Annotated in this window: 23 protein-coding genes; 21 read left to right on the forward strand and 2 right to left on the reverse strand. The window is 54.8% G+C overall.

From position 1 onward, the window contains the following. The first annotated feature begins 457 nt into the window (after nucleotides 1-457). The 13 genes from ACXKZG_RS23260 (at nucleotide 458) to ACXKZG_RS23320 (ending at nucleotide 12,688) form a co-directional block, all read left to right on the forward strand. The gene (locus ACXKZG_RS23260; RefSeq protein ID WP_488876314.1) at nucleotides 458-1,054 is read left to right on the forward strand and encodes a maturation control protein; all 597 of its coding nucleotides are present in this window, start codon (nucleotides 458-460) and stop codon (nucleotides 1,052-1,054) included. Further along, the gene (locus ACXKZG_RS23265) at nucleotides 1,051-1,407 is read left to right on the forward strand and encodes a hypothetical protein (RefSeq protein WP_488876315.1); all 357 of its coding nucleotides are present in this window, start codon (nucleotides 1,051-1,053) and stop codon (nucleotides 1,405-1,407) included. The genes ACXKZG_RS23260 and ACXKZG_RS23265 overlap by 4 nt, the downstream gene beginning before the upstream one ends. 7 nt (nucleotides 1,408-1,414) lie before the next feature. After that, the gene (locus ACXKZG_RS23270; RefSeq protein WP_488876316.1) at nucleotides 1,415-2,785 is read left to right on the forward strand and encodes a DNA-methyltransferase; all 1,371 of its coding nucleotides are present in this window, start codon (nucleotides 1,415-1,417) and stop codon (nucleotides 2,783-2,785) included. Continuing rightward, complete coding sequence (locus tag ACXKZG_RS23275) at nucleotides 2,769-3,989, forward strand: phage tail protein (protein ID WP_488876317.1); 1,221 nt, start codon at nucleotides 2,769-2,771, stop codon at nucleotides 3,987-3,989. The genes ACXKZG_RS23270 and ACXKZG_RS23275 overlap by 17 nt, the downstream gene beginning before the upstream one ends. Nucleotides 3,990-4,045: 56 nt before the next feature. After that, nucleotides 4,046-4,756: a phage tail protein gene (locus ACXKZG_RS23280; RefSeq protein ID WP_488876318.1), complete on the forward strand. Its 711-nt coding sequence runs from the start codon at nucleotides 4,046-4,048 to the stop codon at nucleotides 4,754-4,756. Then, nucleotides 4,749-5,588: a hypothetical protein gene (locus ACXKZG_RS23285; RefSeq protein ID WP_488876319.1), complete on the forward strand. Its 840-nt coding sequence runs from the start codon at nucleotides 4,749-4,751 to the stop codon at nucleotides 5,586-5,588. The genes ACXKZG_RS23280 and ACXKZG_RS23285 overlap by 8 nt, the downstream gene beginning before the upstream one ends. Continuing rightward, nucleotides 5,588-6,604, forward strand: coding sequence for a phage tail tape measure protein (locus ACXKZG_RS23290; protein ID WP_488876320.1), 1,017 nt, complete (start codon nucleotides 5,588-5,590; stop codon nucleotides 6,602-6,604). The genes ACXKZG_RS23285 and ACXKZG_RS23290 overlap by 1 nt, the downstream gene beginning before the upstream one ends. After that, nucleotides 6,594-7,235: a baseplate protein gene (locus tag ACXKZG_RS23295; protein WP_488876321.1), complete on the forward strand. Its 642-nt coding sequence runs from the start codon at nucleotides 6,594-6,596 to the stop codon at nucleotides 7,233-7,235. The genes ACXKZG_RS23290 and ACXKZG_RS23295 overlap by 11 nt, the downstream gene beginning before the upstream one ends. Nucleotides 7,236-7,317: 82 nt before the next feature. Beyond that, the gene (locus ACXKZG_RS23300) at nucleotides 7,318-7,581 is read left to right on the forward strand and encodes a hypothetical protein (protein WP_488876322.1); all 264 of its coding nucleotides are present in this window, start codon (nucleotides 7,318-7,320) and stop codon (nucleotides 7,579-7,581) included. Continuing rightward, a complete protein-coding gene (gene rdgC, locus ACXKZG_RS23305; protein ID WP_488876323.1) occupies nucleotides 7,581-8,495 on the forward strand; it encodes a recombination-associated protein RdgC in 915 nt (304 codons plus the stop codon). Before ACXKZG_RS23300 ends, rdgC begins: the two co-directional genes overlap by 1 nt. A gap of 9 nt (nucleotides 8,496-8,504) precedes the next feature. Continuing rightward, a complete protein-coding gene (locus tag ACXKZG_RS23310; RefSeq protein WP_488876324.1) occupies nucleotides 8,505-8,783 on the forward strand; it encodes a hypothetical protein in 279 nt (92 codons plus the stop codon). A 218-nt stretch (nucleotides 8,784-9,001) separates the two neighbouring features. Next, nucleotides 9,002-11,854, forward strand: a complete 2,853-nt coding sequence (locus ACXKZG_RS23315; RefSeq protein WP_488876435.1) for a class I SAM-dependent DNA methyltransferase — start codon at nucleotides 9,002-9,004, stop codon at nucleotides 11,852-11,854. A gap of 39 nt (nucleotides 11,855-11,893) precedes the next feature. Further along, nucleotides 11,894-12,688 (forward strand): hypothetical protein, encoded by a 795-nt coding sequence (locus tag ACXKZG_RS23320; RefSeq protein WP_488876325.1) that lies wholly within the window; start codon nucleotides 11,894-11,896, stop codon nucleotides 12,686-12,688. A gap of 13 nt (nucleotides 12,689-12,701) precedes the next feature. On the opposite strand, the gene ACXKZG_RS23325 is transcribed toward ACXKZG_RS23320, so the two are convergent. Further along, nucleotides 12,702-13,403: a hypothetical protein gene (locus ACXKZG_RS23325; protein ID WP_488876326.1), complete on the reverse strand. Its 702-nt coding sequence runs from the start codon at nucleotides 13,401-13,403 to the stop codon at nucleotides 12,702-12,704. 47 nt (nucleotides 13,404-13,450) lie between these two features. Beyond that, the gene (locus ACXKZG_RS23330) at nucleotides 13,451-13,888 is read right to left on the reverse strand and encodes a hypothetical protein (protein ID WP_488876327.1); all 438 of its coding nucleotides are present in this window, start codon (nucleotides 13,886-13,888) and stop codon (nucleotides 13,451-13,453) included. A gap of 166 nt (nucleotides 13,889-14,054) precedes the next feature. On the opposite strand from ACXKZG_RS23330, the gene ACXKZG_RS23335 reads away from it, so the two are divergent. From ACXKZG_RS23335 to ACXKZG_RS23370, 8 genes are all read left to right on the forward strand, one after another. Next, nucleotides 14,055-14,876 (forward strand): DEAD/DEAH box helicase family protein, encoded by an 822-nt coding sequence (locus ACXKZG_RS23335; RefSeq protein WP_488876328.1) that lies wholly within the window; start codon nucleotides 14,055-14,057, stop codon nucleotides 14,874-14,876. 62 nt (nucleotides 14,877-14,938) lie between these two features. Beyond that, nucleotides 14,939-15,148 (forward strand): PAAR domain-containing protein, encoded by a 210-nt coding sequence (locus tag ACXKZG_RS23340; RefSeq protein ID WP_488876329.1) that lies wholly within the window; start codon nucleotides 14,939-14,941, stop codon nucleotides 15,146-15,148. A 2-nt stretch (nucleotides 15,149-15,150) separates the two neighbouring features. After that, nucleotides 15,151-15,888, forward strand: a complete 738-nt coding sequence (locus tag ACXKZG_RS23345) for a hypothetical protein (protein WP_488876330.1) — start codon at nucleotides 15,151-15,153, stop codon at nucleotides 15,886-15,888. Then, nucleotides 15,885-16,349, forward strand: a complete 465-nt coding sequence (locus ACXKZG_RS23350) for a hypothetical protein (protein WP_488876331.1) — start codon at nucleotides 15,885-15,887, stop codon at nucleotides 16,347-16,349. The genes ACXKZG_RS23345 and ACXKZG_RS23350 overlap by 4 nt, the downstream gene beginning before the upstream one ends. 43 nt (nucleotides 16,350-16,392) lie before the next feature. Beyond that, on the forward strand, nucleotides 16,393-16,554 hold the full coding sequence (locus tag ACXKZG_RS23355) for a hypothetical protein (RefSeq protein ID WP_488876332.1): 162 nt from the start codon (nucleotides 16,393-16,395) through the stop codon (nucleotides 16,552-16,554). Between the two features lie 181 nt (nucleotides 16,555-16,735). Then, on the forward strand, nucleotides 16,736-18,445 hold the full coding sequence (locus ACXKZG_RS23360; protein ID WP_488876333.1) for a DUF8615 domain-containing protein: 1,710 nt from the start codon (nucleotides 16,736-16,738) through the stop codon (nucleotides 18,443-18,445). A 62-nt stretch (nucleotides 18,446-18,507) separates the two neighbouring features. Then, nucleotides 18,508-20,106 (forward strand): hypothetical protein, encoded by a 1,599-nt coding sequence (locus ACXKZG_RS23365; RefSeq protein ID WP_488876334.1) that lies wholly within the window; start codon nucleotides 18,508-18,510, stop codon nucleotides 20,104-20,106. A 10-nt stretch (nucleotides 20,107-20,116) separates the two neighbouring features. Then, nucleotides 20,117-20,845, forward strand: coding sequence for a hypothetical protein (locus tag ACXKZG_RS23370; RefSeq protein WP_488876335.1), 729 nt, complete (start codon nucleotides 20,117-20,119; stop codon nucleotides 20,843-20,845). Nucleotides 20,846-20,869 lie beyond the last annotated feature (24 nt).

A 20,869-nucleotide genomic window follows, 5' to 3' on the forward strand; every position in this document is an offset into this window, starting at 1 on the left:
ATGCGGCCCTTCTCATTTACATAAGATACTAATTCTTGATTCTGCCGCGATCGGTGTTTATGATTATCCCGCTTAGACGTATCAGTCACAATTTTTTGGAAGCTTATCTTGCCGGATTCTATCAGGGCAAACTCTAAAGGCTGGTTTATACCGGCCTTTTTCTTTTCCTACTCCGAACACTATGTATTGCAAGCCATAATCCATCTAATTTATTCTGACGCCAGTACATGCAACTGCCTGCATCCAAGGCCGTTAACGTCCCGCGGCCTTCTTTTATCTTTGTGTGCCAGTCCCTCAACCGCCATAACAGGCGGTTATCCTTCTTGCTAAGTTTGCTGACAGAAGATACTAAATTTATAATAACCCGAACGCCGCCCATCTCTGGCAGGCATAACCGGGAACCCGCCCCATGATCAACAAAAAGATATGCGCCATATGCCTGACCACTGACAGGCCGATGCTGGCTACTGCAGCGTGGAAAGATGGCGAGCTGTTCATTGCCGAAGGCGAGCAGCTACCAACCGCACGCGTGGCGCTGGAAGAAATGCTGATCCCCCGCATCCGCGAACTTGAATCCAAGGATTTCGAGGTGCTGGTGGACGAAACCAGCGATTTCATTACCTCCCGTGCAGGCCACCGGGTGCGCATGGGTGACACCGGGCCAAGCGGCAAGCCGATACTGGTGGAAGCGCTGGACGTCTTCCGTGAGCTGGACCGCCAGAAGGCAATCACCTTTCCACGCAACGCCGCAGGCCGCTACAGCATGCCAGAAACCATTCTTGACATGGAACGCAACGCCCGCGGTGAAACCTCCTACCGCATAGACTGGTCGCAGCTCAAGAGTGAGCACGTGCTCGGCATACTGTGCAGCTATGCCACCAGCTTCAATAATGTCTCCAGCCTGAACTACATCAAGGCGATGTTTGGCGCGGATAGCATGCGCAAGCCGGCGAACCCGACAGACCCCCTCAAAGCGATCGTTAAACACACCGAATTTGATTCCTGGCTGAATGGCCCCCGCAGCGCCCTGACTGGCAAAGGTAACTACCTGTGAGCACCAGCTATGAAATCAGCCGTCTCGACGATCGCAACATAGAAGAGCCGGTGATCCGCGCCTATATGCGCAGGGCTGTGATGACCAAGGCACAGAGCTATGACTCAGACCTTCTCACCTACGACATCCTGAGCGATGAGATTTACCGCCCGGACCTGATTGCTTATCGCATATGGGGTACAGGTGAACTGCGTTGGGTGATCACCCTGGTATGCGGTCTGGAAGATGAAAGCGAAGCCATGACAGAAGGCACTGAGCTGACGGTGCCGACGCTCGCGTGGATCCGCGAACAGATTAACGCCTTTTCCGGCGATACCCCGGAATTAGACGGCACCTTATATGCAGACAGCTGAGGAAACTATGCGCCGTATTGATCTCTTCAATGGGGATTGCCTCGACATACTCAAGACTATCCCGTCCGACTCTGTCGACAGCATCGTGACCGACCCGCCGTATGGCCTGAGCAAAGAACCTGATATGGCCGAAGTGCTTACGCGCTGGCTCGCCGGTGACGACTACCAGCACAAAGGCGGCGGTTTCATGGGGAAATCATGGGACAGCTTTGTACCAGGACCATCTGTCTGGCGTGAGTGCCTGCGCGTGCTCAAACCGGGTGGGCACCTGCTGGCATTCTTTGGCTCGCGTACACAGGATCTGGGCACGCTGGCCATTCGCCTGGCTGGCTTCGAAATCCGTGATTCGATTGCGTGGGTTTACGGTTCGGGATTCCCCAAGAACATGAACATCAGCAAGCAGATCGACAAGATGGCGGGCGCACAGCGGGAAGTCGTTGGGAAGCGTGAGCACCCTACCCTTAAAGATAAATCGAAGGTCGAAGAGTCTGCTGGAACTGCTCATGGTGGCAATGAATGGGCGCGAGAATGGGACATTACCGCACCCGCTACAGATGCAGCCAAGCAATGGGATGGCTGGGGAACGGCGCTGAAGCCTGCGCATGAACCCATCACCATGGCACGCAAACCGTTTAAAGGTTCAGCGACAGCCAATGTGCTGACCCATGGGACCGGCGCGCTCAATATTAACGCCTGCCAGGTGCCGTTTGCTGGTGGCGCGGACGAACAGGAGTCAAAAGCCAAGAACCAGCACGCGAACCACTGCAATGGTGCCAGAGGTAACGCCGTACTGAATCCCATGGGGCAATCTGAACGTGAAAACTACAATCCTCCCGGTCGCTGGCCTGCCAACCTCATTCATGATGGCAGTGATTCAGTTGTCGGCCTGTTCCCGCAATCCAGCCAGACGGGCAAGCGTAGCGCCACCAGCAAAGCCGCTACTGTAGACGGGACCAGCTGGGGCAACGATAACCATCAGAGTACCGAATACACCGACAGCGGCAGTACGGCCCGCTTTTTCTATTGTGCTAAAGCCAGCGCCAAAGACCGCCACGAAGGGTTAGACGCCCCTGGCCCGCAGTTTTCACACGGCGGCACGCTGCGCCAGTACGAGAACGGCGGCGATGACCAGAAAGGCAACTTTCACCCGACTGTTAAGCCAACAGAGCTGATGCGCTACCTGTGCCGCCTGGTAACACCTCCGGGCGGTGTGGTGCTCGATCCGTTTATGGGTAGTGGCTCAACCGGGAAAGGCGCAATTCTGGAGGGCTTCGGTTTTGTGGGTATCGAGCAGGACGCCGGATTTGTGCAGATCGCTGTTAAGCGCATCCTGTGGGCGCTGGAGCACATAGGAGCAATTGATGCCAACGCAGCCTGAATTAGAGCGTAAGCACGACGGCCGCTTTAAAACAGACGGCCTCAACGCCACCGATTTTCTTAAGGTGTTTGCCAAGATCCGCAGCAGTCAGCGCAGGAGCCGCGCCAACGGGCGCCGGACGTTAACCCCGGCGCTGATGCGCAATAAAGACCTCGATACGCTGGTGGACGAACTGGGCAAGAAGAAAGGCGGCACATACTTCACTCCGGAAGATATGAAGCGCTTCGTGGAAACCCGTAAGGCGCACCGGGGGAACACGAACAGCGATATTGCGGGGATCACTTATTCCCAGCTGGTGGCTCAGTCAACCAAGACCCGAATCAGACGCGCAAACAACAACGTGGGCGATGGCTCCGGCATCAGTTCGGCTATGTTCATCCGCGTGCGCCATAACGTGGCCGATATTCAGGTCCGCGCATCTGAGGCGTCACACAAGAATCATCACCTGGTGCGCGTGCGCTTTGAAGAGTGGGATCGGTATGTGGAAAGCGTGGGCGATGAGAAGAGCAGCCTGGCGACGATCGCTAAAAAGCTGGCCGCCGGTCGGTGCTCTTTTGATTGCTCATGTGAAGACCATCAGTATCGATACCGCTACATGGCCACCGCTGGCAACTATGCGCTGAAGCCACCAGCCGAATACGCGTTTCCGAAGATCGAAAACCCGAATTTAGAAGGTATGGCGTGCAAACACGTGATCCACACGATGACGCGTTTCCAGTCATCCACGTGGCAGCGCCAGCTTGGCATTCACCTTAAGAAAGCCGCCGAGTCCGTCCAGTTCGGTGACGACAAAACCCGTACCACCAAGACATTCTCCGCTCAGGAACAAAAGGCGCTTTCCCGGAACCGCTCAACCAACACCAATCAGGCTAAAGTCGCCGCCGAGTTCCAGCGCTACCAGGACTCACAGCGGGCGATGGCAAAAAAACAGAAGGATGAGAAAGAGAAGATAGAAGCACTGCGTAAGCAGGCTAATCGCGCGCGTAACGCCACAAAGAAAAAGGCCGTTGAGCTGAAGCTTGCCCGTGAGGAAGCCAACCAGCTGCGGCTTGAGCGCGATGCAGCACGCCAGATGCTGGCCGACCAGCTCGCACTCAAGAAGGAGGGATTTAAAGACGCCATGAAGCTCACCGGCATGACCGATAAACAGGCGGACGAAGCATTTACCAAGTGGCTTAAATCTCAAATGGGGAAGAATAACTAATGGGACATTTTGATGACCTTATCGATCCTGCGCCTACCGCTCCTGTGGCTACTCCTGTGGCTACTGGCAGCAGCGCACCAGCAAGCGAATTACCAACGCCCACCGCAGACGCCACCGAGCTGGAGTCTGATTCCACCAGCGGCGAAGCCGACACCGTAACCCATGAGGAAAGCACCGATGACGCTGCAGCCGATAGCGATGAAAGCGCGGACGTTACTGATGACAATAGCCCTGTGCCGGACGCCATCGCTAACCGCCCCGCCACGCCCACGCTCCGCACCCGCTTTGATAGTCATTCCATCCTCAATGACCAGCTGCGGGCTGACTGGATCAAATCCATACAGCTGAGCCCTGACGCGTTCGATGCGTTGATGTTCCGGGCAATGAGCACGACCGATGTGGTCATTGGTGATGACGGATATGAAGCCACCAGCGCCCAGAAAATTGACCCTAACCAGGAAACGCTCCATTACGCAGATCCTGAGCTGGTGGCCATAGTGGATTGTCCGGATCAGATGGCCGAGTTTTACGCCATGAATGACACCGACGAGAACACCGGCGTGCAGGATGACGCGTTGATTCTGCGTATCGCAGCGCATGACATCACCATCGGCACAATTCTGGAATGGAATGAGGCGCTGGCTAACGGCGAACACATCCGCCGCTGGTGGTATGTGCACCGCAAATTTAACTACGGCACCGCCGCTGTGGGTACGCTTTATTACTGCGTGCCGAGCCGCAGCTATGAGGGAATGCTTGATGAGTAAGAACCTGATGATGCGCTTTGTGCGTGAAATGTTTGCGCCTAACGGCATGCGCGAAATGTCATCCACCAGCGATGTGGACGCAGCGCTGTCGAATGCCATTTTGGCCGTGCTCGATGGCGTGCAGGTGAGCGACCAACGCCAGAGCGCGAAGCCTCTGGCACAGTTCCTGAAGCGTAGCGCCCGCGACAAACTGAAGATCGGGGCTTTCAACGACATTGAAACCTTCCTGCGTGCTATGCGCAGTGCTAAGGGTGGGCGCCGGGATGATGAAAGCACGTCATTCAGTGACGTCAACCCGGAAGCCCTCCCCGTGCTAAATCTGGGCCGTTCTCCGGGCTTCCAGCCGCACGACATGACCATCATGTCTGCTGAATACAATGCGGGTGCGCTACCGGACAAACACGGTAATTCGATTGCGCTGCTCTCCGTTATGCCGGTGGAAATTACTTACACGCTAATGGTGCTCGCCAACGAGAAAGAAACGCTCAGCGCACTGACGGCCATCTATGCCAGCTGGATCTATCAGTATGTGGCTTACGGCTCTACGCGTTTCACCGCATCGTCTCAGCTGGCTGGCTCTCCCATCGCCCTGGAGTGTAGCTTCCGCGACCCAAAAGCCCTGATAATCGAAGACCTGTCCGGGCAGCTGAATAACGATCGTGTTTATGCTGCAGCCATCCCGATCACTATCGTTGCGCCGCTCTATACCGCGTGGCTGGGTACGCCGCAGAAAACCTCCTTTGAAGTGTTCAATAACGGCGTGGCTTACACCACTGCCGCGCCAGTCATCCTGCCTCCAACGTTCCCTAACCCTTATGGAGAGGTGGTCTGATGGCAACCACCACCAGCAGCACCAGTAGCGACAAGAAGCGTAATCAGCTCTTTTTACAATCCGTTAAAGCAGGCGATCAGGAAATCCCCCGGTCGATGATTTCACGCGCAATCTATATCGAATTCTCAGACCTCAGCGGCCCTCAGCTGGAGTTAGAGGTGCGGGACGGCACCGGGTATTTAACGGATACCCTGGGCATCACACAGGGCACGATCCTGACTTGCTCTATGGGCAACCCGCAGGGCATCGGTAATAAATCCTGGACGGATACCTTTGAGGTGCTGAAAGCCCCGGATCAGGGCGATATGGTGCGCATTATCGCGTTCAGCAAGAAGGTGAAAACCCTCAAGGCGCGGGCGGTGGCTCCACAATTCTTTGTGAAGAAACAGCCTTCTGTGGTGCTCGCCGCGCTGGCCAGTTCGTTAACGGTCAGTTCTGACAGCTTTAAGAAGCTGGGCACATATCACCTGAATATGGGCCAGAAGCCTTCCGCCGTGTTGTCGCGCATGGCGCAGGAGGCCGGGGCGTTGTGCTGGGCCGCGCGCGGAACGATTTACATCAAAGGGATGGCCGCTCTCAGCAATAAAGCAGCGGATATCACCTATGAGGCAAATAATCCAAAGGCGACCTACCGCATTAACCGTTTTGCCAAGCTGAACGACCAGGATAGCTACCTGTTGCACAGGCAGTACAAATACATGGCCTACAGTGCGACCAACGGCATGCTTACGGCGGGTAAAGATACCTGGCCGGTGAAGATGGTGAGCGTTGACGATCAGACGGCGCTCAACAATCTGACAATGTGCCTGCTCCCACGGTTTGACATGGAGGTTGATGGCAACAGCGCATTGACGCCTGGGCTGGTGGTTAAGGTGCTGGTGCACACGTACAACACCACCAGCGGGCTGGATGAGTCGGTGCCAACCAAGATGATTATTGACCGGGTGATCCATGTTGAGGATCGCTACAACTACAACTGCCGGGTAATTCTGGCTGAGGTTTACGATGGAAGTTAACGAAGCTATTAACGGGCCGCAGCGTGCAAAAGTTGTCGATGTTGACGATCCGAAGGGCATGCTTCGGGCGACTGTGCGCATTGTGGGCATCTGGGACAGTATCGCTGATGCAAATTTGCCCTGGGCTGAGCGTGTTCTCGGAGAGGATGGCACTTACAGGCCACTGTTGGCCGGTGACTACGTCTGGATCGATTTCCCTTACAACGGCGACAGCACGCGCCCTCGCATTGTGGGCGGTGCGTCTGACTCACCTGGCGGCGTGCCTAACCTTCCCGCTGAAGTATCCGGACAGGGCTCGGCCTATACGCAGAAATCTATCGATGGTGCGCCTACTGCCGGGACTGTCACAGCGTCAAAGGACTTTGTTTATGATCGCAATGGCTTGCTGGAGATCCGCAACGCCTCCGGCAGCTGGTCAGTAACGCACAAAAGCAGTGGCACCACTTTGGGAATGAATGACGGCGGGCAGCTCTACCTAAATTCGCAGCTGACGCTCTTTGTTTATTCCGAAGGAGATGCAACGGTAAAAACGGCTGGCAACATGGCCGTTGAGGCTGCGGGAGATATGTCGCTCAAGGCTGGCGGTACGCTGAGCCTTACTGCGCAGGCAATTACAGCGCAAAAAGGATAAAAAAACAGGGGTAACGCTTCAAACTGTCTGGCTAATAATTAATTTAGTATACTATGTCACAACATTAGCCAGAGATTCACTCATGAAAAACCAAGAAAAATGCATTCCCTTGAATCGCACCGCATTTATCAAGGAAATGCGTAAAGACAGTTTCGCGCGTTACACCCTGTTCAAAAACGGCAAGCTCATCTCGCTGGTGGCCACCGATGCCAACGGCACCGACTTTATCCTTGGCTCGTTCGCGGGCCAGCCGCGTTACTGGTCTGATATGAACAATCCGACCAAGTTCTTGGAAGAAAGCGGCATCTTCGAGTTCTCCATCACTATCGAAGGGGAAAGCTGCTGATGTTCTCTCAATTCCGTTCGTTATCTGCCTACCGCCTTAACCGCGATATCCCCCTCGATGTAGAGGACGTGCTTAAGCAGTGCGAAGCCTTCCGGTTTACACCTTGTGGCTCGCAGGATATCGCCCGCAGCGGCTTCATCAGCCCCATTACCCGCGACAATGACGGCCCCCTTGTACACAGTGAGGGCGGTTTCATGATGGCGCTGATTAAGCATGAAACGAAACTTTTGCCGACTGACGTCCGCACGGAAGCGCTCAATGCGAAAATCAAGAAAATGGAGGCTGCACAGGGCCGCAAGCTCAAGAAGACCGAAAAGGATTCGCTCAAAGATGAGGTGCTGCATACCTTACTCCCGCGCGCATTCTCACGGTATGGCACCACGGCTGTCCTGTTCGATCTGGACGGTCGTCGCATCTTCATTAACGCCTCGGCAAAGCAGTCAGAGAACGCGCTGGCGCTCATCCGTAAATCGCTTGGATCCCTTCCGGTTATCCCCCTCACCATGGAAACCCCGATTGAGCTGACGCTTACCGCATGGCTTAAAGAAGGCGAGATCCCCGCAGGCTTCACCATGGGGGAGCGTGCACAGCTCAAAGCCCTTCTTGAGGCTGGTGGCATTATCACCTGCAATAAACAGGATCTACAGAGCGACGAAATCGGCGCGCATCTGGACGCTGGCAAGCTAGTGACCAAGCTGGCACTGGACTGGCAGGAGCGTGTCCAATTTGTGATTGATGATGGCGGTTTCATCTCCGGGATTAAGTTTAGCGACTCCCTTCGCGATCAGAACGACGACGTTGACCGCGAAGATGTGGCACTGCGGGCCAGCGCAGACATTCTCCTAATGGGAGCTGAGCTGGTGGCGCTGGTAGATAACCTGACAGCAGCACTTGGCGGCGAAGCCAAGCGCTAAGGAACGGGTATGTCTACAGCCGTAATCATGACTAACTCTAAAGAAATGCCTACCTGGTTCAATGCTGCGCCTACAAACAAGGCAGAGACGCTTGATTTTCTGGTGCTCGCTAAGGAAGTTTCCGGCATGCAAAGAGATGCTGCGACCAGGCATTACATTCACTGCCTTCTGCAACGCATCGAGGATGAACATGCCTTTCGACGCACTCCCCTGACCGCTGACGAAATCGAAGCCTGCCGGATATTACGTGGCTATCAGAAGCAATATTTATATGGAGATAGCGTCTGATGCTAAAGCTAAAAGGCGAATTAATTTGCCTCACACTTGATGGTAAGGCCGTCCATTTCGGCAGAAGCAATGCGCCGGAGGTCGATTCCAGCGGCGATCCAGAACTGCCCCCGCTTAACCTGTCGGGCACCGCCACTATCACAGTTGAATCTGATGTGGATCCGGTTGAATGGGTACGCGAATGTATGGAGGCGACATTAGCCAAGACATTTGGCGCAATGACCTACGGATCGGTATGCAGCGGCATCGAAGCGGCAAGCGTTGCGTGGCACCCGCTGGGATGGACGCCGGCATGGTTTGCGGAGATCGAAAAGTTTCCTGCAGCTGTACTCGATCATCATTTTCCGCAGGTGCCTAACCTGGGCGACATGACCAAAATTGCAGCCGCCGTGCGTGCTGGCATCACTCCGGCACCAGATGTATTGGTAGGCGGCACACCGTGCCAGGCGTTCTCTATCGCAGGCTTAGGGCAAAGCCTTAAAGACCCACGCGGCCAGCTCACCCTCTCCTATGTAGATATCGCAAATGCAATCGACGAAAAACGTGCCGAAGAAGCCAAAGATCCAGCAATCCACGTCTGGGAAAACGTCCCAGGAAGTCTCAGCACTAAAGACAACGCCTTTGGATACCTCCTTGCCGGACTGGCTGGAGAAAGCGAGCCGTTCACACCTGGTGAGCGACCTGAACAAACCAAAAGCAGCAAGTTCTGGCGCTGGAACAAAGACGCCAATGCACACGTCGTTAAATGGCCAAAGTCGGGTTGTGTTTATGGACGACAGCGCCGAGTGGCCTGGCGAATCCTTGATGCCCAATACCTCGGCGTGGCCCAACGCCGCAGTCGTGTGTTCGTTGTCGCAAGTGCTCGAAACGACATTGATCCCGCAGAAATACTTTTTGAGTTCGACGGCGTGCGCCGGGATTCTCCGCCGAGCAGAAAACCGGGGGCGCAAGTTGCCGCAGCTGCTACAGAGGGCACTCGAAATGGTAGCCACTGGGACTCCGAACTTAACCCACACCCTACGCTGAACCAGTCTCACAACACGGGCGGGATCGGTGCGAGCAATCAGGAAGTCTTTGCCCAACGCGGCAGCGGGCTGGTGGCCGCGTTTGGCGGCGGCAACTGCTCCGGCTCTATCGAAATCGCGGCATGCCTGACGGCTAAAGGCCAGCGTAATGATTTCGACGTCGAGACGTTTGCTGTACAGAGCGCTACGGGCGAAGTGAGCCACACCTTGACTGCTGAAGGGCATGATGCTTCTGAAGATGGCACCGGGCGCGGCACACCTGTTGTGGCTATTCACGGCACGCAAGATCCCGATGTGTTGGTAGAGAATGCGCACACCATTGGCCGCAACCAAGGCCAGGAGAATGCGATTGTCTATGCCTTGCAGGATGTAAGCTCCCGCGATAAAGCGCAAAACGGAAAGGGCTGGAACGACGAAGGGACCAGCTACACCATCGATACAGCCGCCACTCAGGGGGTGGCGCTGGAGTGCTATCCAATCAGCACCCTGATGGCGCTGCGCGGACCTACCACCAGCAATTCCAGCCGCGAAGGTATCGGGATTGGAAATGAAGGTGATCCGGGCTTCACCCTGCAATCCGCACATGGCCATGCAGTGGCTCACGTGGCTTTTGCAGAAAACAGTCGCGGCGAAGTGCGATTAGAAAACGGCGATGGGCAGATTTCCGGCGCGCTCTCCACTGGCGGGGGCAAGCCCGGTCAGGGATGCCCTACTGTTCTCACCAGCTTCGATGTGCGCCGACTGACACCTAAAGAGTGCGAGCGCTTGCAGGGCTTCCCTGATGGCTGGACATTGATACCCGAAAAGAAGCGCAACACCCTGAAGGCAGACGAACTGGCGTACCTTCGTAAAATGCATCCTGATATGCCGGAAGATGAGGCTGACCGCCTGGCGGCTGATGGCCCTCGCTACAAGGCGATTGGTAATTCAATGGCGGTTCCGGTGATGCAGTGGATCGGCGCGCGTATCGGACGGGCAGTCACTGCAGTAGCAGATGTGGCCAAGCCGGAGGTTTGTCCGGATGCATTACCTCAAACCCAAATCGAAAACGCGGATTCTCCACCCACTGAAGCATACGGGTTTCAGACGCGCGTAGCCCGTAACGGTCGCGGTGATATGGGTGATGTGTGTCATACGCTCACTGCTGAGGCTGGCGAAACGGGAACAGGTGACTCTGCGCCATGCGTTGCCTACCCGGTTGATGTGCCGAAAGCACAAATAGCATCAGCGACCGTCGCTGCAACGGGTGGCAAACAACGCCCCTTCCTGAAGTGGGCGGGCGGCAAGTACAAGTATCTGGATGTCATCGCCTCCTACCTGCCAGAGGGTAATCGTCTGATAGAGCCGTTCGTGGGTGCCGGATCTGTGTTCATGAATATGCCGTTCAAAAGCTACCTGTTGGCGGACGTTAACCCGGACCTGATTAATCTGTACCGCCAGCTAGTGGAGCGTCCCAATAAAGTCATTGGCAGCGCTCGTAAGCTGGTTGAGCGGAATGATTTCGGAGCTATTAGGAATGAGTTTAATGCGAGAGAAGCAAGTGCGGCACGTCATGCCGCTCTCTTCCTGGCATTGTTGCGCACCTGCTTTAACGGGCTGTGCAGGTACAACAAGAAAGGGCTGTTTAACGTGGGCTGGTGCAAGAAGGTAAATCCTTACTTCCCAGAGCAGGAACTAGCCGACTTCGTTTCAAGCACCCAGCAACGTGAGTTTTTCTGTGGCCCCTTTGAAGAAACCATAGCGCGCGCCGGTGCGGGTGATGTGGTGTTCTGCGACCCGCCTTATGAGCCGATGCCTGGCGAGAACGGTTTCACGTCCTACGCTCAGGGCGCGTTTAACTTTGAGCATCAGGAAGCACTGGTGATTGCCTGCGTTGCTGCTCACGGGCGCGGCGCGCGTATCGTTATCACCAATAGCGGCGCACCTTCAATCAAAGAGCTTTATCGCAAACATGGCTTTGACGTGCATACGTTCACGGCCAGACGCTCAATCAGCTGCGATGCAGATACGCGCGGCGATGTGAGCGACATTATTGCCATTCTCTGACGACCACCGGCCACCAGCTGGTGGCCGTACTGAGGCACGATGAAAAAGATTTCTATGTTCAAACCCGGCGTGAAAAGTGCACATGCCAAAGTCCTTGAGCACTTCGACCAGGACACCGCACCCACTGAACCCAGCCAGCTCTATGGCGTGGGATTTAAGGAAGCATGCGCGAACCATCTGGATCTCAAGCTCGATCCGGCTTTCATGCCCGTGTTAGAGCAGATGGAGTCGTACACCCATGGACCGAGCCGCATCGCGCTGGCACACGCGGAACAATGCCGCCCGTACATGCTGGGTGCGGCCTATGCCGTTTGGCGATTTCTGTTTATCCGCACCGGATGCGCTTATATCTTTTCACCCGATCCTGCGGTCCACCTCATGACGCGTGAGCTGCTGCATCGCCTCATAGCCAAATGGCCGCTACTCAGTGCGCAGCTGCAATTTGATGCGTTCGCTGTGTGGGTGAAGGCGTCACCGGATCGCCGGCTCGAATGGGTGCACCCAGACACTCTAACTGACGTCAAAATCCAGAAGGTTACTAACGCACTGTCATTCGTTTACGTGGATAACGCGCATCAATGCTCAAATGAGCTGCTGGAATGTCTCAGTGCGACGATCTGGCCTCATCAACCATCTATCATCGCCGGAGTACCGCTAAGCGCTCAGGGTGCGTTTAAGGCGCTATTTGACGATGAGCAATTTTCAGGGATAAAGCTGGCTGCGCAGGATATGGAGGGATATTCCATGGGAAGCGTTGAGCGGCTTCGCCAGCAGGTGGGCGAGGATTCAGATCATTTCCGGTCAATGGTGTTGGCTGAGTTCCCGCAGACATAAAAAAAGCCCTGTTTCAGGGCTTATTCTCATTGGCAGGTGGCGTTCCGGGTTTAGCGGCGTCTTTTTTGACTGTGTAGCTATCGATGGCCAAACCGCTTGGATCGTCTGGTGGCAGTAATTTATCAATAATACCTTTAGCAACTGAGTTTGCGGTCGCACTAATTGTCGGACTAAAGAAAGTTAAAATGAAAACCATCAACCCTGTCACAAGAGCCGTACTAAAAGCGGCAGCGAGGGTGCCACCAATATACTTGGAAGCTACCAAGAACCCCTTAGTAAACTTACTGGGAGTGGTTTCTTGAACGGCCCACGTTGACATTTTTTCGGACCATTCATCACGCGCTTTTTTTTCGGCATTAGTCACTTTGTCTTTCAGGCCTGCAACGATCAGCTGATGCTGAGCAGTCAGTGCACCTATAGCCGCACCGTGTTCATTGGCAACATCCTGCCGTACCTCATTTTCAATCTCATCTTTTATGACGGCTACGAACGTTTTTGCAGTAGTGAGATAATGCTCACGGTGGGTTTGATCACTTGCAATGAGGTCATGCCAGCTCTCAAGCTTACCAGGCACAGCGGCAGGCCCATAATCCCGCTCAAAACCAGCCGCCATTGTGTCTTTGTGCTTTTTATAAAATGCATAGGCAATTAACTGAATGGGATCGCTTGTATCTCTGACCAGCTCCCTGAATACATATTTTTTCTGTCCTGCCATTACAGATATACACCCATAGGAAAACGTCCCAAAAAGGGACGTTAAAATTATCTTCTGTGGATTTTTTCAGTGAGCTTTAATAGCCGCTTATCACCCACGGAGTTCTTGTCATCAGACTTTAATGATTCAGGGTAAATTAATAAATCACACATCGGCATCTGCATATGTGTGAGATGTACGTTAAAATCCGCGTGACGCCATCCTCGCTCATGCTCAGAGTCAACATTAACTATACAATTGTCATAAATTTTGGTGGTCTTGAGGCTTTGACCGCCAATCTCTCCATAAAGCGCCTGCGCTCCATAAAGAGCATTAAGCGCATCCAATACGGGACTCTTCTCATTACTAACTTCAGCGCGCTCACTGTGCGTGCTGTGTGCACAACTTATGGAAACATTGTAATCTTTAACCTGCCTGAGAGCAGATTGGGCCATCGCCAGAATCTCTTCTGGTCCGAAGCCGGGAATTGGGTATAAGTCTGGCATAGACACCTCCTGACATTTTGTACAGTTTACACAATTGACATTCATATGCGCAAATAATCCCCACCAAACAAGGCTAAAAGTGGAGTTTTTTGTAGTTACCTATTCCAGACGAACCAGATGCAACTTTCCATAAAATGGACGCCTGCCCCCATTTATGGATTCCCCTATGCAAGAATGCTACGAAAGTGTTCACCATAATCTGCTACCCGGCGCCACACCCGACAGCCCTGATGACATTGGTATAAACCGCGCCCGCCACCTGGGCGAGATGATGCTCAGCAAATTCCGTGATGAGATTCAGTCGCCAGTTGAGTTCGCCAGAAAGTGCAGCGGGCTCGCGATCAGCAAAATTCAGGCGCATATGCTCAATGCTGCAGCGACTAACCCGCGCGTGCTAATCCTGAATGCTCCAGGCACCGGCGCAAGCACCGCAGCGGCGATATTTGCTCTGCACCGTACCGTCGCCCGCCGTAACCACCGTGCGCTTATCATTTCTCCCCAGCGGAACACCCTCGGCCAGTGCCGGAGTATGTTAAAAAGCAACTCATGGCTGATGATTGATGCTTGGAGCCTCTTCAGTATCCATACCGAAACAGGTTTCTGGGCAAACGAAGACACCGATTGGGGTATTCACTGGGCATCGTTCTCCGATCTGCCCGTGCACCATATCCAGGACATTATCTGCAATGAACACACAATCATTGTCGACAACGCCCATCAGTACACTCCTGAATTCTTACTGCTGCTGCAATCAGCCATCCAGCCTCATCAACAGCTGATTATCATCGGTCGCGATACCAACACCGCCCTGCAACAGTTTGAGCACGATCCGGAGTTCGCCACCGTGCGTGCGCGGATCGACCAGTCACCACTCGTTATCCCTGCCTTCGTGAATATGAAGCGCGCCCAATATCGCGATTACCCGGAGGCGTACCAACAGATTTTCCAGATGCCAATCAGCTGGGAACCGAGCAAATGTCCGGCATAGGCACGAAAAACTCTGTGTGTTCCGGGCACGGCGGCTTTTCCTCGCGCCCACCAGCCGAATGCGTGGATTTCTTCACGATTAACGGCATTGGTGCGCTGGTGGAAGGCAACGCTTATCCGGCGCACACAGATGGCAAATCAACGCACCCCGGCAACGCCGTTTCTACCCGCCCCTGGTTCACCATCGGCGGCAAAGCGGTTGTTTGCGAGGGCGATCCTGTTTCCTGTGGCTCAACCGTAACAACCGGTGATGCCTCTTTTGATGTGGGTTAACAATGCTTTCCAGCACCTATCAACTCAATGCCTATAAAGCGCTCGCTGCAGCTGGTGGGCTGACAACACCCGCCAGTGCCACCAGCGCCAACGAAGCCGCCACGCTCGCCGCAAGCCTGAGCGATACGCTCACCGGCACTGTGCTTTCGACCGTCGTTTACCCGGCCACCGTGACCGGCTACACAAGCCAGATCGCCAGCTGCAGCGATGACCTGGCGAACGCCGCGGAAGATGCAAACACCTATGCGGCCATGATCACCGAGTACGCGGATCCGTCCGTGCTTATCCAACTGACGAACGGCTGGGATATCTACTGCCGCGCAAACAAGCTTGTGGCCAGCGAGCTGGTTATCTCCGCAGCCATTGGTGACGCCACCGAACCAGCCGCTCTGGTTTCTGCACTTCAGGCGTTTTCAACCAGCGCGATCGTCGCGGCCATGGCTTCTATCAACACCTCTTTAAGCGGTGCAATCGCACTTACGGACGAGCAGATCACCGCGCTGCAAACGGCAGTTACCGCCGCCGATGCCATGACGGCGACCGTAACCAGCGCCATAAACACACTGGAGTCACGCCGGACGGCAGCGCAGGCCAGCGCTACCGAAGCTGAGGACGCTTTCAACAAGGCTATTTCTGTCGCCCTGATTAACTCATCAATCAGCAGCACAGCGGTAGGTTCTGCTGTAAGCGCCATCACCCCGGCAACCGTTCTGGCCATCCTCGAAAAGGGATCATCATGAGTCTGCTTGGCACCCTCACCGGCGCTGTATCGAAAGTCACGGGGTTATCTGTACGCACGAAAGTGGAGATGGTGCTGGTGGCCGCATTGGCACTGGCGCTGTTTCTGGGCTGGCAGTGGATAGAAGGCCTGCGCACGACCAATACCACTCAAGCGCAGCAGATAAACATTCTCGCAGCTAACAAAGCCACCCTTGAGCAGGAAAAGACGCAGCTAAAGACCGATAAGGCCGTCGCTGAAACAGAGCGCGATGAATACGCGCATCGCACTGAGAAGTTAAACCAGGAGAACAAAGCTAATGAAGACAAAGCACGGCAATACCAGACCGACAGTGAGGCAGCGCGCGCTAAGCTGGCTAAGCTCCAGGCTGATGACGCTTGCGCCGCTCATGCTGTGCCTGACGGTGTTATCAGCGTGCAGCAGCAAGCCATCAGCAAATTCAACGCCGGATATTCAGGTTAAAGTGACGGCGGCGCCCGCACAGGTGAGCGCATGGATGTGCAAAATGCCGGATTTCGACGTAAAGCGGTATGCGGACTATCCGGATTATGTGGAGCGCACGCGGGTGTTACTGGCGACCGTGAATGACCATAACATGAGCGTGAACAACATCAACGGCGCAACACTGGGTGCCGCCTCAAAAAACCTGGCAAAAGATACTAAATAATCGTATTATCCGACCAGCTTGAGTTCACAAGCATAAAGATTTTATTAAAGTAACGTTCACCCTAAAGGCGCTCTTTGAGCGCCTTTTTCTTTTTATCAAAGATACTAAATTATCAGCCTTCACCAGATGTAACTTTCCTTAGAATCAGAGCCGATTAGCAAACCTAAGAGGCTTTTTTTCTATGAGCGATACCAAGGAATACACGCAGCGGGTTAAAGAGATCTCGCAGCGTTCTCAGAGCATCACGCGTATCTGTAATGACGCGCAGTTTAACGAAAAGGGTTACATCCATAATCCAGCGCTTCGCCGTGAAGCAATGCTTGAAGCTGCGATGAAAGACCCACTGTTTGAGAACGTGAACGCTGACGCTGTCGGCCAGATCGTCTCTGCATGGGGTGCAGCAATCGCTGACTACGCCAACACCCACAAAAAAGCACCACGCCCGGAAGTCCTGGCGATGGCTCACCAAACGCTGGAAAACTGCCTGATGGTAGAGTCCGCGAAAAGCTCCGGCCAGAAGACGACCACCGCCAGCATGCTGGAAAGCGTTAACGGTGAAGTGATGTCTGGTCAGGACGGCATCATGCGTCAGTCTATCTTCCTCGCAATGATCCTGCCTGTTGCCCTGGGCGCACAGACTGGTGATGCATGTACCTTCATCCCGGTACCGCGTGACCATTCCAAAATCTACGAAATCATCAACGTAGCAGGCACCACCTTCGGTGACTACGCGGCGGGTGACAAGCTGGATATGCAGTCTGTAGGCCAGTACTCGCAGATGCGCCGTAACTACGTGCTGAAGGCGAAAGGCGATGGCGTTACCAAGATTTTCACCTTCAAAATGTCCGACTTCGAAGGCGTAGACGTGCCGATCCGTAAAGGTCGCACCGTGCTGTACGTTGGCACCGAAATGACCCCGGAAGATAACGGCGAAGGCACCCTGCTGCACTCCTACACCAACGCATCCGGTGAGACTGTTTCACTGACCGCGTCTGTGGATTACACCAAAGGCCAGATCACCATGACCTTCGGCGTTGCGCCTGCGTCTGGTGAAGCGCTTGAGGCTGAAGTAGAGATCAACATCGAAGCAGCACCAAACCTGATCCCTACCATCAACCAAGAGATGAAACGCTGGACTGTGTACCCTTCACAGTATGCCCTGGCAGCAGAGCATAGCGTGCAGGCTGCATACGATGCGCAGCGTGAATTCGGTATCGATCTCAACTCGCTGCAGTACCGCACGCTGAAAGACTACCTGTCTCACGAACAAGACATGCTGCGCCTGCGCATCATGATCCGCCGTTGCGTGAAAACTGACTCTTTCGATGTCGCCATTCCGCAGGATACGAACTGGGATATCTGGAGCCTGATCTTCAAGTCGAAGATTCAACAGGTGTTCCGTGATATCGCCGAAACCACCCAGAGCAACGGCTCAAGCGGTATGTTCGCCGGCTCCGACGCTGCCCTGTTCTTCAAGACGCTGCCGACCAACATGTTTACCCCTGCTGAGAACTACGCGCAGGTGGCATACGTGCACTTTGTGGGCACCCTCTTCAACGGCATCAAGGTATTTGAAGTGCCAACTGGCGTGTGTAACGGCTTCACCGCTAAAGGCGTGACCTTCAACACCTATGACGTGCTCTGCTACACCCGCGACGAAAATCCGGGCAAAGCGGGCTTCATCACCGGTGATGCTGTACCGGCTGTTCCGTTCGTTCACCCAACCACTCCGGCACTGACTAACCGCACCACTCTGTGGGGATCTGCAATCAACCGCATCCACCCACGTAATGGCCGCGACTACTTCACGCTGTTGACCCTCACCAATCTGAAAGCTGGCGGCATTAACTTCCGCACCGGTCTGGTGATCGAGAGCGGTTCAACTTCGTAACCCCCCCTGTCTTTAACCGGTAACTAAGCGCCCTCCGGGGCGCTTCATTGAGGAACATACTGATGTCTCAATACAGTATTCCCTTTTCGCTGACCAACGTTTCAGCGGTGGCGGTATCGGCTATCAACGCCGATAGCACGCTTTCCACCGGTGATAACCTTGCGCAGTCGATCTGGGCTGGTGTGGGCACTTTTGCCCGTGGCAAGCCGTTTACGGCGCTGCCAATCTCTAAAGCAAACTATCTGGATGTGCTGGGGGATGCTATCCATCCGTCCGTAGGTTCACAGTTTGAGTCCATTCGTCACGTTTACGAGGCCGTGCAGCAGACCAACGGTTACGTTGTTCGCGTGGTAGCGGATGATGCGAAATACCCGGTGATCATCTTCTCCTACGAGAAGGATTCAGCCGGAAAAATCACCATCTCCCACTCCACCACTGCATTGACGTATGGTGCCGGTGTTGAACTGACTGAAGGCCAGTTCCTGGCGGTATACGTGAATGACGGTGATCCGTCTACCAAGCGCGCAATCACCTTCGCGGCTGATGCGTCTGCAACTGGCCGCTTCAACCTGAAGCTGACCCAGACAGATAGCCTGGGCACCACCAGCACGCTGGAAACCATCTCCATTTCTCTCGACACTGAAGGTGTCGACGCAATGGGGCGCGCCAACTACATCGAAACCGCGCTTGAATCACGCTCCGGCTATCTGGCTGCGGTCTGTGATGCAACTGCCGCCAGTGCTTTGACGTTCGAAGCTACCAGCGCGCTAAGTTTCGTGGGCGGCACCAACGGCGACCAGAGCAATATCACTGATGCGCAGTACAGCAAGGCTATCACCGCGCTGTCTAACGCCAACGTGAACTACACCGCCGTTCTCGGTCTGGGCTGTTACAGCTCGGCGTCAATGACGCTGCTTGCTGATATCTGTTCCGATCGTCGTATTGATGGCTTCTTTGACCTTAAGCCAACGCTGACCTACGCCGAAGCGCTGACCGGCGCCACTGACTCCGGGCTTGTGAGCACTGATTACACCTCTGTGTGTCTGTATCACTTCCCATTCACCCACAAAGACAAGTGGACCACTGGTCGCGTGGCTGTGGGCCTGTCCGGTACGGCTTACGCCGCGAAAGCGAAAGGCATTGCGAAAAACACTGACGTCGGCGGCTGGCACTACTCCCCGGCAGGTGAAGATCGCGGCCTGATCAATCGCGCCAACATCAAGCCTATTGATGGTTCCGGCACGCCGGATTATGACGCGATGTACACCGCGCGCGTGAACAAAGTGGCAGTAAGCACCACCGGTAAGATGATTATCGATGACGCACTGACCACCTACAGCGCTGAGAACTATCTGCGCTTCCAGCACGTGGCGTCTCTGTTCAACACCATCAGCCGTTACTTCTTCCAGCTGGGCCGGACCCTCAAGCATCAGCCGGACAACATCACCGAAAAATCACTTACCCGTGAAATGACTAAGGTTCTGGATCGCTTCGTTGCGTCCGGCGCGCTGGTTACGCCACGTGAAGTCGATTCTGACGGCACAGCTGCTTACCAGCTGAAAGTCACTCAGGTGGAGATCGATTACTGGAAAGTTGAATGGGCAGCGTGCCCGACCGGCTCGGCTCGTCGCCTGCTGGGTGTTCCGTCAGTCATTAAGTAAGGGGTAGACCATGAGTAAGTTTTTCCAGGCAGGCGCGCTGAATATCGATGCTCTCGCAGCATACGGCATGGGTGCTAAGCCAGATGCGGCAATGCTGGAAAGTGCGAAAGCATCAGCTGAGCCAGAGTTACAGGTTAAGAAGCCTAAACAGGAGCTGTCTCTTGAACAGGCTCATCAGATGATCCTTGAAGCCGTTGCAGCCAGCGTGAAGAGCGACGGCCTGTCTGACGCGGCTCAGGCTGTGCTTGACTGGGCCGACAGTGACGATACCAGCTACGACGCACTGGACGGGTTCGCCCAGTCGCTGGCAGGCATTGATGATGATGTCGATGAGCCTACCGAGGCTGAGCTGGATGCGTACTACGACGTGTTGAGCAACATGGCTAACTTCATGGTCGCTGCAGGCGCTGATGAAGACACCGTGTCCGTCATGTTCGATGACGAGGATGATGATGCGTCCAATGAGCTGGCGGCTGCGCTGAAACAGATTGACGCAGACGACCGCGCCTCTCTGGTATCAGCGTTCGCCCTGTCCGGTGATGACGCCATGACCGAAGCGCTGGTGAAAGTCGTGCGTGGAGGTAAGTGGATGTCTATCCGCAAGCCGTTCAAAAAGCGCCGCCGTACAGCAGCACAGCGCATGGCTCTGAAGCTGGCACAGCGCAAGTCACACACGGCACAGGCGAAGCTGCATCGCGGTAAATCCATGAAAATCCGCGCCAAGCGCCTGGGCAAGTAATGGGACCAGCCACCGGCTCCGGCT

This window comes from Erwinia sp. 2186 (assembly GCF_057812255.1).

Coding starts and splice junctions, on each gene's coding strand:
- ACXKZG_RS23270 (WP_488876316.1), top strand. CDS start 1,415: ATGCGCCGTATTGATCTCTTCAATGGGGATTGCCTCGACATACTCAAG.
- ACXKZG_RS23275 (WP_488876317.1), top strand. CDS start 2,769: ATGCCAACGCAGCCTGAATTAGAGCGTAAGCACGACGGCCGCTTTAAA.
- ACXKZG_RS23285 (WP_488876319.1), top strand. CDS start 4,749: ATGAGTAAGAACCTGATGATGCGCTTTGTGCGTGAAATGTTTGCGCCT.
- ACXKZG_RS23335 (WP_488876328.1), top strand. CDS start 14,055: ATGCAAGAATGCTACGAAAGTGTTCACCATAATCTGCTACCCGGCGCC.
- ACXKZG_RS23260 (WP_488876314.1), top strand. CDS start 458: ATGCTGGCTACTGCAGCGTGGAAAGATGGCGAGCTGTTCATTGCCGAA.
- ACXKZG_RS23325 (WP_488876326.1), bottom strand. CDS start 13,403: ATGGCAGGACAGAAAAAATATGTATTCAGGGAGCTGGTCAGAGATACA.
- ACXKZG_RS23350 (WP_488876331.1), top strand. CDS start 15,885: ATGAGTCTGCTTGGCACCCTCACCGGCGCTGTATCGAAAGTCACGGGG.
- ACXKZG_RS23290 (WP_488876320.1), top strand. CDS start 5,588: ATGGCAACCACCACCAGCAGCACCAGTAGCGACAAGAAGCGTAATCAG.
- ACXKZG_RS23310 (WP_488876324.1), top strand. CDS start 8,505: ATGTCTACAGCCGTAATCATGACTAACTCTAAAGAAATGCCTACCTGG.
- ACXKZG_RS23320 (WP_488876325.1), top strand. CDS start 11,894: ATGAAAAAGATTTCTATGTTCAAACCCGGCGTGAAAAGTGCACATGCC.
- ACXKZG_RS23360 (WP_488876333.1), top strand. CDS start 16,736: ATGAGCGATACCAAGGAATACACGCAGCGGGTTAAAGAGATCTCGCAG.
- ACXKZG_RS23370 (WP_488876335.1), top strand. CDS start 20,117: ATGAGTAAGTTTTTCCAGGCAGGCGCGCTGAATATCGATGCTCTCGCA.
- ACXKZG_RS23330 (WP_488876327.1), bottom strand. CDS start 13,888: ATGCCAGACTTATACCCAATTCCCGGCTTCGGACCAGAAGAGATTCTG.
- rdgC (WP_488876323.1), top strand. CDS start 7,581: ATGTTCTCTCAATTCCGTTCGTTATCTGCCTACCGCCTTAACCGCGAT.
- ACXKZG_RS23295 (WP_488876321.1), top strand. CDS start 6,594: ATGGAAGTTAACGAAGCTATTAACGGGCCGCAGCGTGCAAAAGTTGTC.
- ACXKZG_RS23365 (WP_488876334.1), top strand. CDS start 18,508: ATGTCTCAATACAGTATTCCCTTTTCGCTGACCAACGTTTCAGCGGTG.
- ACXKZG_RS23345 (WP_488876330.1), top strand. CDS start 15,151: ATGCTTTCCAGCACCTATCAACTCAATGCCTATAAAGCGCTCGCTGCA.
- ACXKZG_RS23300 (WP_488876322.1), top strand. CDS start 7,318: ATGAAAAACCAAGAAAAATGCATTCCCTTGAATCGCACCGCATTTATC.
- ACXKZG_RS23355 (WP_488876332.1), top strand. CDS start 16,393: ATGCCGGATTTCGACGTAAAGCGGTATGCGGACTATCCGGATTATGTG.
- ACXKZG_RS23315 (WP_488876435.1), top strand. CDS start 9,002: ATGACCTACGGATCGGTATGCAGCGGCATCGAAGCGGCAAGCGTTGCG.